Source organism: Micromonospora sp. NPDC049523 (assembly GCF_040676775.1).
GTDB lineage: Bacteria > Actinomycetota > Actinomycetes > Mycobacteriales > Micromonosporaceae > Micromonospora_G.
Genome location: NZ_JBFAPP010000014.1, coordinates 15,463 through 30,295 on the forward strand (window position 1 = coordinate 15,463; position 14,833 = coordinate 30,295).

13 protein-coding genes are annotated in these 14,833 nt (G+C 70.8%); 5 read left to right on the plus strand and 8 right to left on the minus strand.

The window, feature by feature from the left end:
• Window positions 1-99 precede the first annotated feature (99 nt).
• The gene (ppc, locus tag AB0J90_RS22065; protein ID WP_363598627.1) at window positions 100-2,886 is read left to right on the plus strand and encodes a phosphoenolpyruvate carboxylase; all 2,787 of its coding nucleotides are present in this window, start codon (window positions 100-102) and stop codon (window positions 2,884-2,886) included.
• Between the two features lie 120 nt (window positions 2,887-3,006).
• Complete coding sequence (locus AB0J90_RS22070) at window positions 3,007-4,092, plus strand: hypothetical protein (protein ID WP_363598629.1); 1,086 nt, start codon at window positions 3,007-3,009, stop codon at window positions 4,090-4,092.
• Between the two features lie 80 nt (window positions 4,093-4,172).
• Here the strand turns inward: AB0J90_RS22070 and AB0J90_RS22075 are convergent, their stop codons facing one another.
• The 4 genes from AB0J90_RS22075 to AB0J90_RS22090 are packed head-to-tail and all read right to left on the minus strand — an operon-like array spanning window position 4,173 to window position 7,578.
• On the minus strand, window positions 4,173-4,883 hold the full coding sequence (locus tag AB0J90_RS22075) for an ABC transporter permease subunit (RefSeq protein WP_363598631.1): 711 nt from the start codon (window positions 4,881-4,883) through the stop codon (window positions 4,173-4,175).
• Window position 4,884: 1 nt separating this feature from the next.
• Window positions 4,885-5,796, minus strand: coding sequence for an ABC transporter ATP-binding protein (locus tag AB0J90_RS22080; protein WP_363598633.1), 912 nt, complete (start codon window positions 5,794-5,796; stop codon window positions 4,885-4,887).
• Entirely contained in the window at window positions 5,793-6,671 is an 879-nt protein-coding gene (locus AB0J90_RS22085; RefSeq protein WP_363598635.1) for an ABC transporter permease, read from the minus strand. The genes AB0J90_RS22080 and AB0J90_RS22085 overlap by 4 nt, the downstream gene beginning before the upstream one ends.
• Window positions 6,658-7,578 (minus strand): ABC transporter ATP-binding protein, encoded by a 921-nt coding sequence (locus tag AB0J90_RS22090; RefSeq protein WP_363598637.1) that lies wholly within the window; start codon window positions 7,576-7,578, stop codon window positions 6,658-6,660. The genes AB0J90_RS22085 and AB0J90_RS22090 overlap by 14 nt, the downstream gene beginning before the upstream one ends.
• Before the next feature lie 188 nt (window positions 7,579-7,766).
• Here AB0J90_RS22090 and cysC point away from each other — a divergent pair, with 188 nt between their 5' ends.
• Window positions 7,767-9,296: an adenylyl-sulfate kinase gene (gene cysC, locus AB0J90_RS22095; protein ID WP_363598639.1), complete on the plus strand. Its 1,530-nt coding sequence runs from the start codon at window positions 7,767-7,769 to the stop codon at window positions 9,294-9,296.
• Between the two features lie 103 nt (window positions 9,297-9,399).
• On the opposite strand, the gene AB0J90_RS22100 is transcribed toward cysC, so the two are convergent.
• Together AB0J90_RS22100 and AB0J90_RS22105 are read right to left on the minus strand one after the other, a co-directional pair.
• The gene (locus AB0J90_RS22100) at window positions 9,400-9,582 is read right to left on the minus strand and encodes a DUF397 domain-containing protein (RefSeq protein ID WP_363598641.1); all 183 of its coding nucleotides are present in this window, start codon (window positions 9,580-9,582) and stop codon (window positions 9,400-9,402) included.
• Window positions 9,579-9,998, minus strand: a complete 420-nt coding sequence (locus AB0J90_RS22105; protein WP_363598643.1) for a DUF5753 domain-containing protein — start codon at window positions 9,996-9,998, stop codon at window positions 9,579-9,581. Before AB0J90_RS22105 ends, AB0J90_RS22100 begins: the two co-directional genes overlap by 4 nt.
• Window positions 9,999-10,096: 98 nt before the next feature.
• Between AB0J90_RS22105 and AB0J90_RS22110 the strand changes: the two genes are divergently transcribed.
• Window positions 10,097-10,870: a DeoR/GlpR family DNA-binding transcription regulator gene (locus AB0J90_RS22110; protein ID WP_363598645.1), complete on the plus strand. Its 774-nt coding sequence runs from the start codon at window positions 10,097-10,099 to the stop codon at window positions 10,868-10,870.
• A 148-nt stretch (window positions 10,871-11,018) separates the two neighbouring features.
• Window positions 11,019-12,101 carry a galactose-1-phosphate uridylyltransferase gene (gene galT, locus AB0J90_RS22115; RefSeq protein WP_363598647.1) on the plus strand — a complete coding sequence of 361 codons (1,083 nt, stop codon included), beginning with the start codon at window positions 11,019-11,021 and terminating at the stop codon, window positions 12,099-12,101.
• A 43-nt stretch (window positions 12,102-12,144) separates the two neighbouring features.
• On the opposite strand, the gene AB0J90_RS22120 is transcribed toward galT, so the two are convergent.
• Window positions 12,145-13,107, minus strand: coding sequence for a GNAT family N-acetyltransferase (locus AB0J90_RS22120; protein ID WP_363598649.1), 963 nt, complete (start codon window positions 13,105-13,107; stop codon window positions 12,145-12,147).
• Window positions 13,108-13,512: 405 nt separating this feature from the next.
• The gene (locus tag AB0J90_RS22125) at window positions 13,513-14,730 is read right to left on the minus strand and encodes an NADP-dependent isocitrate dehydrogenase (protein ID WP_363598651.1); all 1,218 of its coding nucleotides are present in this window, start codon (window positions 14,728-14,730) and stop codon (window positions 13,513-13,515) included.
• Window positions 14,731-14,833: the final 103 nt, after the last annotated feature.

Here is a 14,833-nt window from a genome sequence, read left to right on the forward strand (position 1 = left end):
CTCAGATATGGTGAGCCCCTCCTAAGAACCGCCCCCGCGCGGATACGATCAGCCTTGTCGGACAGCGCTGTCCTTAGCACACCACGTAAGGAGCGCACGGTGACCGACCAGCATGATCACGATGGCCCGGATGCCGCCCTTCGGGCAGACATCCGCCGGCTCGGCACCCTGCTCGGGCAGACCCTGGCCCGCCAGGAAGGCCCCCCGCTGCTCGACCTGGTCGAGGAGATCCGCGCCCTGGTCCGCTCCGACCCCGAAGCCGCGGCCCTGCGGCTGGGCGCGATGGACGTGACCACCGGGACCAAGCTGGCCCGCGCCTTCTCCACCTACTTCCACCTGGCCAACATCACCGAGCAGGTGCACCGGTCCCGCGACCTGCGCCGGCAGCGGGCCACCCAGGGCGGCTGGCTGGACCAGGCGGCAAAGCTGATCGCCGAGCGCGGGGTGCCGGCCGAGGAGATCGCCGCGGCGGCCCGGCGGCTGGCCGTACGGCCGGTGTTCACCGCCCACCCGACGGAGGCGGCCCGCCGCTCGATCCTGACCAAGCTGCGCGCGGTCGCCGACGAGTTGGACGCCGAGACCGCCGCCGCGGTGCTCTACGGCGCCAGCGACGAGGCGCCGACCAACCGCCGGCTGGCCGAACTGCTCGACCTGATGTGGCAGACCGACGAGTTGCGGCTCGACCGGCCGGACCCGACCGACGAGGCCCGCAACGCGATCTACTACTTGCGCGACCTGTACGCCGCCGCCGCGCCCCAGGTGCTCGACGACCTCGCCGACACGCTGCGCTCGCTCGGGGTGGAGACCTCGCCGACGTCGCGCCCGCTGACCTTCGGCACCTGGATCGGCGGCGACCGGGACGGAAACCCGTTCGTCACCCCGCACGTCACCCGCGAGGTGCTGGTCATCCAGTACCACCACGGCATCCAGGCGACCGAGGCGGCGATGGAGTCGCTGATCAACGAGATCTCGGTTTCCCGCCGGCTGCGCGGGGTTTCCCTCGACCTCTCCGCCAGCCTGGCCACCGACCTCGACGCGCTGCCCGAGGTCGCGGCCCGGTTCCGCCGGGTCAACGCCGAGGAGCCGTACCGGCTCAAGGCGCGCTGCATCAAGGCGAAGCTCGCCAACACCCGGCTGCGGCTGACCCGGGGCACCGCGCACGTGCCCGGCCGGGACTATCGCGGCTCGGCCGAACTCCTCTCCGACCTGGAGCTGATGCGCGCCTCGCTGGCCCGTAACTCTGGTCAGCTCACCGCCGTCGGCCGGCTCGCCTCGGCGATCCGTACGGTCGCCTCGTTCGGGCTGCACCTGGCCACCCTGGACGTACGCGAGCACGCCGAGGCGCACCACGCGGTGCTGCGCCAGCTCTACGAGCAGGTCGGCGAGGTGACCGACTACGCGGCGTTGAGCCGGGTCGAGCGGACCAAGCTGCTCAGCGAGGAACTGACCGGCCGCCGCCCGCTGTCCAACATGGACAGTCCGCTGACCGAGGCGACCCGCAAGACCTTCGACGTGTTCGGCACCATCCGGGAGGCCCAGGAGCGGTTCGGCACCGAGGTCATCGAGTCGTACATCATCTCGATGACGATGGGCGTCGACGACGTACTCGCCGCGGTGGTGCTGGCCCGCGAAGCCGGCCTGGTCGACGTGCACAGCGGACGGGCCCGGATCGGCTTCGTGCCGCTGCTGGAGACCCCGGACGAGCTGAACGCGGGCGGCGAACTCCTCGACGAACTGCTCTCCCTGCCGGCGTACCGGGCGATCGTGACTGCCCGTGGAGACGTGCAGGAGGTGATGCTCGGCTACTCCGACTCGAACAAGGAGGCGGGCATCACCACCTCCCAGTGGTCGATCCACCGGGCCCAGCGCTCACTGCGCGACGTGGCCGCCCGGCACGGCGTACGGCTGCGGCTGTTCCACGGTCGTGGCGGCACCGTCGGCCGGGGCGGCGGTCCGACGCACGAGGCGATCCTGGCCCAGCCGTACGGCACGCTCGACGGCGCGATCAAGGTGACCGAGCAGGGTGAGGTCATCTCCGACAAGTACACGCTGCCGTCGCTGGCCCGGGAGAACCTGGAACTGACCCTGGCCGCGGTGCTGCAGAGCGCGCTGCTGCACACCTACCCCCGGCAGCCCGCCGAGATGCTGGAACGCTGGGACGACACGATGGAACTGGTCTCCGACTCGGCGTTCCGGTCGTACCGGTCGCTGGTGGAGAACCCGGACCTGCCGGCGTACTTCTGGGCGTCGACGCCGACCGAGTTGCTCGGTGCGCTCAACATCGGTTCGCGGCCGGCGAAGCGCCCGAACACCGGAGCCGGGCTGAGCGGCCTGCGGGCGATCCCGTGGGTGTTCGGCTGGACCCAGACCCGGCAGATCGTGCCGGGTTGGTTCGGGGTCGGTTCCGGGCTGGCCGCCGCCCGGGAGAGCGGTCGGGCGGAAATCCTCGCCGAGATGTACCGCAACTGGCACTTCTTCCGGACGTTCCTGTCCAACGTGGAGATGATGCTCTCCAAGACGGATCTGAACATCGCCCGCCGGTACGTCGAGACCCTGGTCCCGGAGCCGTTGCAGCCGATCTTCGACGTGATCCGCGAGGAGTACGAGCTGACCAAGCGCGAGGTGCTGGCGATCACCAACTCCCCCGCGCTGCTGGAGAACTCGCCGGTGCTCCAGCGCACGCTCGCCGTCCGGGACACCTACCTGGAGCCGCTGCACCACCTCCAGGTCGCCCTGCTGCGCCAGTACCGCGACTCCGGTGCGGCCGGTCGCGCGGTCGCCACCGCCCCCGGCGCCCGCCGCGCCCCCGGCGACGGCACCGCCCTGGAACGAGCCCTCCTCACCACCGTCAACGGCATCGCCGCCGGCATGCGCAACACCGGCTGACCCGCCCTCCCCGCTCCAAGATCCGCGCACTTTCACTGTTTGAGTGCTTATCCGCACCGGGATAGCCACTCAAACAGTGAAAGTGCTTCAAGGGGAAACGGCCTTTCATACGCTGGGTGGATGGCGGATGCGGGGGGCGCGGGGAGCGGGGTGGGGCATCGGGCCGAGCCGGTGGGGCGGGAGTCGTGGCGGCGGTCGCTGATCCGCAGCGCGGTGCTGCTATTCGGCACGCTGGTGCTCGCCACCGCCTTCATCGCCGCGTACGCGGGCGCGCTGCACGAGCCGAAGCCGAAGGACGTACCCGTCGGTGTGGTCCGTAGCGACCAGCCGGCGCGTACGCTGCTCGCCGCCGTACGGCAGCAGGACAAGGCCCTCATAGCCGTCGAGTACGCCGACCGCGCCGCCGCCGACGAAGCGCTCGCCGGACGCGACGTGTACGCCGTACTCGCCTCGACCACCAGCGGTGGCACCCCGGCGCTGACCCTGGTCACCGCGAGTGCCGCCGCGCCGATCGCCGCCCAGGTGATCACCCAGATCGTCCAGACGGCGGCGCAGCGGGCGCAGGTTGCGCTGGCGGTCAGCGACTCGGTGCCGATCGCCGCCAACGACCAGCGGGGCCTGGTGCCGTTCTACCTGGCCGTCGGGCTGGTGCTCGGCGGTTACCTGGGTGCCACCGTGCTCGGCATCACGCTGGGCACCACACCCCGTACGCTGTCCCGCGCCGCCGCCCGAATCGGCGGCTTGGCGATCTACTCCGCGCTGCTCGGGCTCGCCGGGGCGCTGGTGACCGGCCCCGGCCTGGATGTGTGGCACACCCACTTCGCCGGCCTGGTCGGAGCCGGGGCGCTGGCGGCGTTCGCCGCCGCGATGGCCGCCGCGGCGGTGCAGGGCTGGCTCGGGCTGCTCGGCACCGGCCTGGTCATCCTGCTCCTGGTGGTGCTCGGCAATCCCGGCTCAGGCGGCATCTACGCGCCCGAGTTCCTGCCCGACTTCTTCCGGGACATGCACCTGTGGAACATTCCCGGGCTCGCCACCGACCTGGTCAGAGCGGTGGTCTACTTCAGCTCCGACGCGGCCGCCTGGCCCGCCGCCACCCTCGCGATCTGGGCCGTCGCCGCCCTACTCCTCCTGCTAGCCGCCACCGCCATCCGCGGCGAAGGCCTGCACTCCTGGACCCGCCGCCCGCAACACCAGAATCGCCACTGAGGTAGAGAAAGAGTGGCAATTCCCGAGGGGATAGCCACTCTTTCTCTACATCTGCGCACCGACGAGGGGTGCGGGGTGGGTCAGCTCGTTTCGCCGGCTACGGAGAAGGAGCGGAGGCGGTCGATGGCCAGGGCGGTGAAGCCGACGGTCAGGATGGCGGCCATGATGATCGAGACGGGCAGGGAAACCTGGCTGGTGAGCAGTTCGGTGGGGGCGATCTTGTCGGCGATCGTGATCACGTACTGCTGGATCGACAGGTTGCGGGTGCCGCCGACAAAATTGCCCAGCAGCCCCTCCCAGATCAGCACGTAGACCAGGCCGAGCAGCACCGGCCGCCGGGTGATCAGGCTCAGCGCCAGGAAAACCGCGGAGTACGCCAGCGCCCCGATCGCGCTCGCCACCACCAGTGCCAACCCCAGCCGTACGGAGTCCGCCAGCACCCCGACCACGTAGAGCGGGACGGCGACGGTCACCGCGCTCACGCCGGCCGACACAGCCAGCTTCGGCAGGATGATCTGCCAGCGGGGCAGCGGCTTGGTGAGGATGTGCACGATCGTGCCGTCGTCGATCTCGGCGCCGAGCACCCCGGTGCCGACGATCAAGGAGATCACCGGCAGGACGACGGCCAGCCCGAGACCGACCAGCACCACCGGCGCCCACTGGCGTACGTCGGCGCCCGCCGCGCGGGGAAGGGCGGCCAGCGTCACCAGCAACAGCGGGAGCGGGACCAGCAGCAGGAACCGACGGCGACCGAAGAGCCCCCGCGTGGTGATCCAGGAGATAGTCGACATGTCAGGCCTCCACCAGGTAGGAGAAGACACTCTCCAGGGATTCGTCCGAGGGCAGCAGCCGGCGTACCCGGATGCCGGACCCGAGCGCGATCTTGGGCAGTGCGCGGGTGAAGCTGCCGTAGTCACCGGCGCGTACGGTCAGCCCCTCCTTGTCCAGCTCGACACCGCTGACCGAGGGCTCACCGATCAGCGCGACCGCGAGCCGCCGGTCGTCGCTGGACTGGACGGTGAAGACGTGCGGGCGGTGGGTCATCAGCCGCCGGATCGAACGGAAGTCACCGGAGGCGGCCAGCCGGCCGGAGACGATCACCTGGACGGTGCCGGAGACCTCCTCGACCTCCTCCAGGATGTGCGAGCTGAACAGGATGGTGTGCCCTGCCTCGCCGAGCGAGTGCAGCAGCCGCATCATGTGCAGCCGCTGGCGCGGGTCCATGCCGTTGAACGGCTCGTCGAGCAGCAGCACCTCCGGCGAGTGCACCAACGCCGCCGCGACCCGCGTACGTTGCCGCATGCCCTTGGAGTAGGTGTCGATCCGCCGGTCCTGCGCGTCGGTCATCTCCACCAGCTCGATCGCCCGGCGGGCCGCCGACTCCGCGTCCGGCAGTTTGTGCAGGCGCGCACTGGCCAGCACGAACTCGTACGCGGTGAGGAAACCGTGCACCGCCTCGCGCTCGCTGACCAGGCCCAGTCGCCGGTAGACGGCGGGGTTGCGCCAGGTCGGCTCGCCGCCGAGGGTGACCGCACCCCGCGACGGGGCGAGGAACCCGGCCATCATGTGCAGCAGGGTGGTCTTGCCGGCGCCGTTCGGGCCGAGCAGGCCGGTTACCCCGGCACCGAGGGTCATGGTCACGTCGTTGACGGCGACGACGTTGCCGTACCAGCGGGACACCCCGCTCAGTTCCACGTCGGTCATGAGCGGGCAACCTTCCGGTAGCGGGCGAAGAGCAGCAGGACACAGGCGGCGACCAGCGCGATGCTGACCACGCCGTAGAGCGGGCCCCACCCGCCGATGCCGGTGTCACCGGTCGTCTCGAACAGCCAGTCGCCGACGCCGCTGACCAGGCTGGCCGGGTTGACCAAACCGGAGAGTTGCGTGCTGGTCTCGTACGGCAGGACCAGCAGGACCCCGACGATCGGGGTGGTCACCAGGAACGCCGCCACCACCGCGGCGGCCGCGACCGCCCGGCGCTTCACCAGCGCCGCGACCAGCACCGCGACCGAGGAGAAGACCACCGCGTGCAGCGCCGCGTAGGCGATACCGGGCAGGTAGTCGCCGAATTCGCGCCACACCCCGCCGAGGTCGTCGGCGGAGAAGGCGGCCCCGGCGAACATCACCGTCAGCGGTACGGCCAGTAGCAGGAACGTCGCGGTGATCAGCGCGGCCAGCTTCGCGATCGCGTAGTCGGCGCGCTCCAGCGGGCGGGCGAAGTAGAGCGGCAGCACCCCGGTCTGGAGGTCACGGCTGACCAGCTCCGGCGCGACCGCCGCGCAGAAGAAGATGATCAGAATGCTGAGCACCTCGGGGAACTCGTTGTAGCCCAGTGCCGCCACCCCGGTCTGCACCTGGATCGCGGTGAGCACCACCGCGACCACCCCGACCACGCTCATGATCAGCCACGGGAAGATCTTCGCCTTGGCGCTGCGGCCCAGCCCGAAGGCGGTACGCAGGCTGTGCAGGTAGAGCGCGCCGAGGATGTGCCGCCGGCCCAGCCTCGGCCCGTCGTACCGCTGGTAGCCGATGTCGTGAATGACCCCACCGGGGGCAGTCCTCGGTTCAGGCGTGGGCATTGGTCGTCTCCCGGGTGGCGAAGAGCTCGGCGACGCGGTGCCGGCGCTGGTCGAGCCGGTGCAGCGGCAGGTCCAGTTCGGCGACGGCGGTCAGGATCAGGTCGTAGGTGCGGTCGTCGTCGAGCCGGACCAGCAGCATCCGGTCCTCGCGGTGGACCGGCAGGTCGAGTTCGGCGAGCCGGGCGGCGAGTTCCTCGGTACCCTCGCTCACCTCGACCGCGAGTACGTCGATCGCGGTGGTCATCGCGGTGATGTTGTCCGACCGGAGCAGCCGGCCGCCGTCGATCGCGACCAGGGTGTCGCAGATCCGCTCGACCTCGCCCAGCAGGTGCGAGCAGACCAGCACCGAGATGCCGAACTCGGTGCCGATCCGGTGGATCAGGCCGAGCATGGCGTCCCGCCCGGCCGGGTCGAGACCGTTGGTCGGCTCGTCGAGCAGCAGCAGGTCGGGGTCGTGCACCAGCGCCTGGGCCAGCTTCACCCGCTGCTTCATACCGGTGGAGTAGCCGCCGATCTGCCGGTAGCGCTCCTCGTAGAGGCCGACGTGCCGCAGCGCCTCCGAGGCCCGCTCGCGGGCGACCGTACGCGGCAGGCCGCTGATCCGGCCCAGGTGGGTGACGAACTCGGCGGCGGACAGGTCCGGCGGCAGCGAGTCGTGTTCCGGCATGTAGCCGACCCGGGCCCGGACCGCCTGGCTGTCCGTGGTCGGATCGAGGCCCAGCACCCGTACCTGACCGGAGGTCGGGGCGAGCAGACCCAGCATGATCTTGATGAAGGTGGACTTCCCGGCGCCGTTGGCACCGACCAGCCCGATGACGCCCGGCTCGACCGCGACCGTGAGATCGGCGAGCGCGGTCACCCGGTTGCCGTACGTTTTGGTGAGCGACTGGGTCGCGATCAGTGTCACGCGGCCAGCGTAGGCCCGATCTGCCAGCTCGGGGTTCCCGCACCACCCTGGCCCTTCCCTGGGATGGGACCGGCCGGGCCATTAGGGGTCGCCGATCATCTCTCCCGAAGCGGAGTGGGGTGGCACTCTCGACCGATGGGCGGCCGGCTGAGAAACTGTGTGCCGGTCGGGTGGGTGGGGGGGGTTCGATGAGCAACGGGTGGGTGCTACCCGATGAGGTGCTGCGGGACGCACCGGCGTACACGCCGCGTCCGCACGAGCTGGCCGATCTGGAGCTGCTGCTCAGTGGGGCGTACGCGCCGCTGAGCGGGTTCCTGGGGCGGGCCGACCTGGCCGCACTGGCCCGGCGCGGCCGGCTGGCCGACGGCACCCCGTGGCCGGTGCCGGTGACGCTCCAGGTGCCGTCGGGGGTGGCCGAGGGACTGGATCTCGCCAATCCGCTGCGGCGGGCCCTGGTGCTGACCGACCTGGAGGACGCCCCGGTGGCCCTGCTGGAGGTCACCGACCTCTGGCCGACCCGGGACGGCTCGTACGGCGTCGGTGGCGCGGTGCGCCCGCTCGGCGACGGCGGACATGGCCCGTTCCAGCGGCTGCGCCGATCCCCGAACGAGGTACGCGACCTGCTGCCGCCCGGCCGGGTGCTCGGTGTGATCACCGACCGGCCGCTGCACCGCCCGCAGCTCGCGCAGATCGCACACGCCGCCCGTACGCTCGCCGCGCACCTGCTGGTGCTGATCCCGGTCACCGACACCAACCCGGACGGGCTGCCGCCGGAGGTGCTGGTCCGCAGCGTCTTCGCGGCCCGCGACCGGATGCCCCCGGCAACCCTGGTCGCCATCCCGATGGCGGGCCGGGGCGACGAGATCCGCGACGCCCTGCTGCGGGCCCGGGTCGCCGCCGCGTACGGGGTGACCCACCTGCTCTCCACCGGTGAGATGCTCGCCGGCCCCGGGCTGCGGGTGCTGGTCCCCCGCGAGCTGGCCTACGACAACCGGGACGGGCAGTGGCGGTGGCGCGACGACATCCCGCCGCGAAACCGGCGGCTGGCGCTGCGCCCGGACGAGATCGACGACCTGCTGGACCGGGGCTTCCCGCTACCGGAGTGGCACACTCCCCCGGCGGTGGCCCGTGAGCTGGCCCGGGCCCGGCCGCCGCGCCGGCACCGGGGCCTGGTGGTCTTCTTCACCGGGCTGTCCGGCTCGGGCAAGTCGACCGTCGCGCGCGGCCTCACCGACGCGCTGCGGGAGAGCGGCGACCGGACCGTCACCCTGCTCGACGGTGACGTGGTACGCCGGGAGCTGTCCGCCGGGCTCAGTTTCAGCAAGGCCGACCGGGATCTGAACGTACGCCGGATCGGTTGGGTGGCGGCGGAGGTTGCCCGGCACCGCGGCCTGGCCATCTGCTGCCCGATCGCGCCCTACGCCGCGGCCCGCGCGACCGCCCGACAGATGGCCCACGCGGCCGGGGCGGGTTTCCTGCTGGTCCACGTCGCCACCCCGCTGGAGGTCTGCGAGCAACGGGACCGCAAGGGCCTGTACGCCCGCGCCCGAGCCGGTCTGATCAAGGGGATGACCGGCATCGACGACCCGTACGAGGAGCCGACCGACGCCGACCTGGTGCTCGACACCAGCCAGGGGACGATCGACGAGGCGGTCACGGCGGTGCTGGTGCACCTGACCGAAACCGGTTGGGTCGAGCCCCGCCTGCAACCGGCCTGAGCCTGAGTCGGCGACGCCCCCGCGCCGTCAGTCGCGACGGTACGGGGGCGTGACGCGGGTGCGAGTCAGTGACGTGGGTGCGGGTCAGTGACGTGGGTGCGGGTCAGTGACGCTTTGCGAGCTGTACGAAGGCGTGCCAGGCGTCCGGACCGAAGCTGAGCGTGCCGCCGTCGCGGTCCTTGGTGTCCCGGACCAGCACCCGGCCGGGAAGGTTGTCGGCGACCTCCACGCAGGCGCCGCCGTTCGAGCTGCTGCGTGTGCTGGTGCGCCAGCGGGGGCTGATCATCGTTTCATCCATGGCCTGGCCTTCATCAACTCGATCGATTGGTCGCGGGGCAGCGTGTGCCCGCGAACGGCATCCCAGACCCGTACCAGCACGGCCGGTTCGTTCGGGTCGGTCACGAGCTGACCCGCCAGGTTCGGTCGGCTGGCGCTCTCGACCAGGTGGTCGAGCTGCTCGCTCATCAGAACGGGATCACCTCGTCGCAGTGCCGCCTCGTCCACGACAAAAACGGCGAGTGGCGGCCGGGGCCGGTCGAACACCGCCTTCTGGCGCTCCATCCGTACCTTGACGAACCGCTCCACGTCCTCGGCAGCGATCGGGCCGCTGGCCAGCACCGCGCGGGCGTACGCCTCGGTTTGCAGCAGGCCAGGGAACGTCTTGAATGACCGGGACGTCCTGAGGGACGCCCGGGAAGTCACAGGATTCACTACGTCGGAAGCCCGCCGGAGCACCCTCTTCTACGCGCGGTAATGTTCGTATCTGTTGGATTACGTGTGACTGCGGGAGGGACCGGCTGATGCTCGCCCAACAGCGGCAGGCGGCGATCGTGGACCGGGTACGGGTCGCCGGCGGGGTACGGGTCAGCGACCTGGCCGGCGAGTTCGGGGTGTCGGACATGACCATCCGCCGCGACCTGGACCTGCTCGCCGAGCGGGGTCTGCTGGCCAAGGTGCACGGCGGCGCTACCTCGGCCGACTCCGGCTCGACCGACGAACCGGGCTTCGTGGCCAAGTCGGCCCGCCAACTCTCCGAGAAGGCTGCGATCGCCGCACAGGCCGCCCACCTGGTGCAGCCCGGAATGGCGGTGGCTCTGTCGGCCGGCACCACCACCGCCGCCCTGGCTCACCGACTGGTCGACACGGCAGGGCTGACCGTGGTGACCAACTCGATCCCGGTCGCCGAGATCTTCCACCGGGCCGGTCGACCGGACCAGACGGTGGTGCTCACCGGTGGCGTACGCACCCCGTCGGACGCGCTGGTCGGGCCGGTGGCGGTGGGCGCGATCCGTACCCTGCACCTGGATCTGGTCTTCCTCGGCGTGCACGGGATGAGCGTCCGGGCCGGTTACACCACCCCGAACCTGATGGAGGCGGAAACCAACCGGGCCCTGGTCGCGTCGGCCGAACGTCTGGTGGTCCTGGCCGACCACACCAAGTGGGGCACCGTCGGCATCTCCTCCATGGCCCCCCTGTCCGCCGCCCACACCGTCATCACCGACGACGGCCTGCCCTCCCCCGCCCGCCAAACCCTCCAGGAGCACGTAACGCAACTACTGATAACGCCGACCTAGGTAGGTGTTCCCGTGATCGCGAAAGATTCGGCTCGCTATAGCCGGTCAAACTCTTCGCGATCATGAAAACCGCCCGGATCGCGAGCGGGGTGGGTGGGAGGTGGCACGGGTGAGGGGACCGGGAGTGGGAGTCAGGGATGGGAGTGGGATGAGACGGACCGAGATCAAGCTGGCTGACGGGCGTGAGCTGATCTACTTCGACGAGCACGAGGGGGCGGATCGGAGCGAGCCGGACCGGCGGGACCTGCCACCGCCACCGGCCGCCTCGCAGTTGCGTTACGACCCGCTGGTGGACGAGTGGGTGGCGGTGGCGGCGCACCGGCAGACCCGGATCTTCCTGCCCAGCACCGCCGAGTGCCCGCTCTGCCCGTCCACACCGACCCACTCCACCGAGATCCCCGCGTACGACTACGACGTGGCGGTGTTCGAGAACCGGTTCCCGTCGCTGAGCGACCGGGAGGGCGAGCCGGCGGGCGAACTGACCCCGTTCACGCCCACCCGACCGGGCGTCGGGCGGTGCGAGGTGGTCTGCTTCACCTCGGACCACAACGCCTCTTTCGCCTCCCTGTCGCCGCAGCGGGTCCGTACGGTGCTCGACGCGCTCGCCGACCGGACCACCGCGCTGTCCCGGATCCCCGGAGTCGAGCAGGTCTTCCCGTTCGAGAACCGGGGGGTGGAGATCGGCGTGACGCTCCAGCACCCGCACGGCCAGATCTACGCGTACCCGTTCCTGCCGCCCCGGACGAAGGCGCTGCTCGGCGCCGCCCGCCGGCACGCCGAGCGGACCGGTGGGCGCAACCTGTACGCCGACGTACTGGCCGCCGAGCGGACCGCCGGTGACCGGGTGGTGGTGTCGAACGAGCACTGGACCGCGTACGTGCCGGCCGCCGCGCGCTGGCCGTTCGAGGTGCACGTGGCGCCGCACCGGGCGGTGCCGGACATCCCGGCGCTGGACGAGGCGGAACGGGCCGCCTTCGGTCCCCTGTACCTGGACGTGCTGAACCGTTTCGACCGGCTCTTCGACCTGCCGATGCCGTACATCTCGGCCTGGCAGCAGGCACCGGTGCACGAGGGCCGGGACGAGAGCCACCTGCACCTGCAGTTGTTCAGCATCCGGCGGGCGGCGGACAAGCTGAAGTACCTGGCCGGCTCCGAGTCGGCCATGGGCGCGTTCATCAACGACATCCGGCCGGAGCAGGCGGCGGAGCGGCTGCGCCAGGCGGGCCGCTGACGCTGCGGTGGGTCGCGGTGGGGCGGGCCGAGGAGGACCCGCCCTACCGTCCGCTCTCCCCGTCGAAGGTGCGTACCAGGCTCCAGTAGCCGAGGCTCGGGGCCATGCCGAGTGCCCGGTTCGCCCGCAGGATCGGCTCGTTCGTCTCGTCGTTGTGCGTGGTCACGGCGACGGCACCTGCTTCGTACGCCTGCCGCAGGGCGGCGGTCTTCAGAGCGCTGGCCACGCCCCTGCCCCGGTGGGCGACATCCACACCGGTGTAGACGGTGTACCAGTCATCGGCCTGGGTGCTGACGATGGTGAGGCCCAGTGCGGGTGAACTCTCCGGCTCGCGCGGTTCGGCCAGCAGCACGATCGCCCCGTCCGGGATCACGCTCCGGGCGTACGCCAGGTCGACGGCCTGGTCCTCGCCGCCGGGGACCGGCAGCCCGGCCAGGGTGCGGCCGACGCATTCCAGGATGACCGCCTCGTCCGCGTCGAGGTCGACCACCCGGACCCGTACCCCGGCCCGGTCGGCGGTCGACGCGGCGAGCGCGGCCAGTTCATCGCCCCGGCCGGCCAGGTCGAACCGCCAGCCGACGCTGTGGTTGGTCAGCACCAGGCCGTGGTGTTCCGCGAAGCGTCGGCCCCGGTCGAGGTCGTCGCGCAGGGCGGTGGTCACCACCGTTCCCGGGGTGAGGGTCTTCGCCGCCCGATCGGCGAGTTCGGCCGCGAGAGCGGTACCGACGCCGTGTCCTCGCAGCGACTCGGCAACCGCGACGAGGGCGGAGACCGTACCGGGGTAGGCGGGTTCGGTGGTCAGCTTGGCCGCGCCGACCACCAGACCGGCGCGCTCGGCGACGACGGCGTGGTGGATCTGCCCCGGCTCGGCGCCGGTGAGCCGTTCGGTCAGCCGGTGCCGCTTGTCCTCACCGGCGGCGAGCACCAGCAGTTCGACGGCCGCGTCCAGGTCCGCCGGACGGAAGGGACGGATCTTGACCTCTAACGACGTCAGGGGTGCGCTCACCCGGTCAACCCTAGGTGTGGCGAGGCTGGATGACCGATATGAGCTGGGCCACGCCGTACCGGCCCGGTGCCCACCCGGAAAGACCGGCGCCCACCCGGAAAGAAGGGTGCGGGGGGCCCGGGACAGGGCCCCCCGCAGGGAAGGGACGGCTGGCTGTGCGCAACAGCCGGGAGGACTGCCCGACCGGCGCCGTTTCCGGCGACATCGAGTGGCTGGTCCTCCTGGACGCGACTGGCATCACGTCCACCCTGGTCAACGAGCGCGGGCCGATGCCGGTAACGGGGCCACAAATTCGATCTTGGCGTACGTCGATATGGCGCCGCCGCCGACCCACGACCGCCACCCCGGGGTACGCGAAAGCCCGCCGACGGCTGCCGGCGGGCTTTCGGAAAACGTGGTCGAGAATCAGGCGCCGAGCTTCTTCGCCAGGTTCTCGTCGAGCGCGGCCATGAACTCGTCCGTGCTCAGCCACGGGGCGTCCCGCGAGATGAGCAGGGCCAGGTCCTTGGTCATCTGACCGCCCTCGACGGTCTCCACGCAGACCTGCTCCAGCTTCTCGGCGAACTCGGTGACCGCCGGGGTGCCGTCGAGCTTGCCCCGGTGGGCGAGGCCACGGGTCCAGGCGAAGATCGACGCGATCGGGTTGGTCGACGTCTTCTCGCCCTTCTGCCACTGCCGGTAGTGCCGGGTGACCGTGCCGTGCGCCGCCTCGGCCTCGACCGTACGGCCGTCCGGGGTCATCAGCACCGAGGTCATCAGGCCCAGCGAGCCGAAGCCCTGCGCGACGGTGTCCGACTGCACATCACCGTCGTAGTTCTTGGCGGCCCAGACGAAGCCGCCCTCCCACTTGAGCGCGGCGGCGACCATGTCGTCGATCAGCCGGTGCTCGTAGGTGATCCCGGCGGCGTCGAAGTCGGCCTTGAACTCGGCCTCGAAGACCTCGGCGAAGATGTCCTTGAACCGACCGTCGTACGCCTTCAGGATCGTGTTCTTGGTCGACAGGTAGACCGGGTAGTTGCGGTCCAGGCCGTAGCGCAGGGAGGCGCGGGCGAAGTCGCGGATCGACTCGTCGAAGTTGTACATGCCCATCGCGATGCCGCCGCCGGGGAACTTGGCGACCTCCATCTCGACCGGGGCGCTGCCGTCGGCCGGGGTGTAGGTGATGGTCACCGTGCCCGGACCGGGGACCACGAAGTCGGTCGCCTTGTACTGGTCGCCGTGCGCGTGCCGGCCGATGATGATCGGCTTGGTCCAGCCGGGCACCAGGCGCGGCACGTTGGACATGATGATCGGCTCACGGAAGACGACGCCGCCGAGGATGTTGCGGATCGTGCCGTTCGGAGAGCGCCACATCTTCTTGAGGCCGAACTCCTCGACCCGGGCCTCGTCCGGGGTGATGGTCGCGCACTTCACGCCGACGCCGTGGGTCTTGATGGCGTTGGCCGCGTCAACGGTGACCTGGTCGTCGGTCTCGTCGCGGTACTGGATCGACAGGTCGTAGTAGTGCAGGTCGACGTCGAGGTAGGGCAGGATCAGCTGCTCCCGGATCTGCTTCCAGATGATCCGGGTCATCTCGTCGCCGTCGAGCTCTACGACCGGGTTGGTTACCTTGATCTTCGCCATCGGCCGGGCGCTCCTCTCGGGGGACACATGCTCAAGCAGTACGAGCGTACTGGCTTCGCCTGATGCCGCACGCCCGGCCTGCCCTGCCCGCCGGTATTTCCCC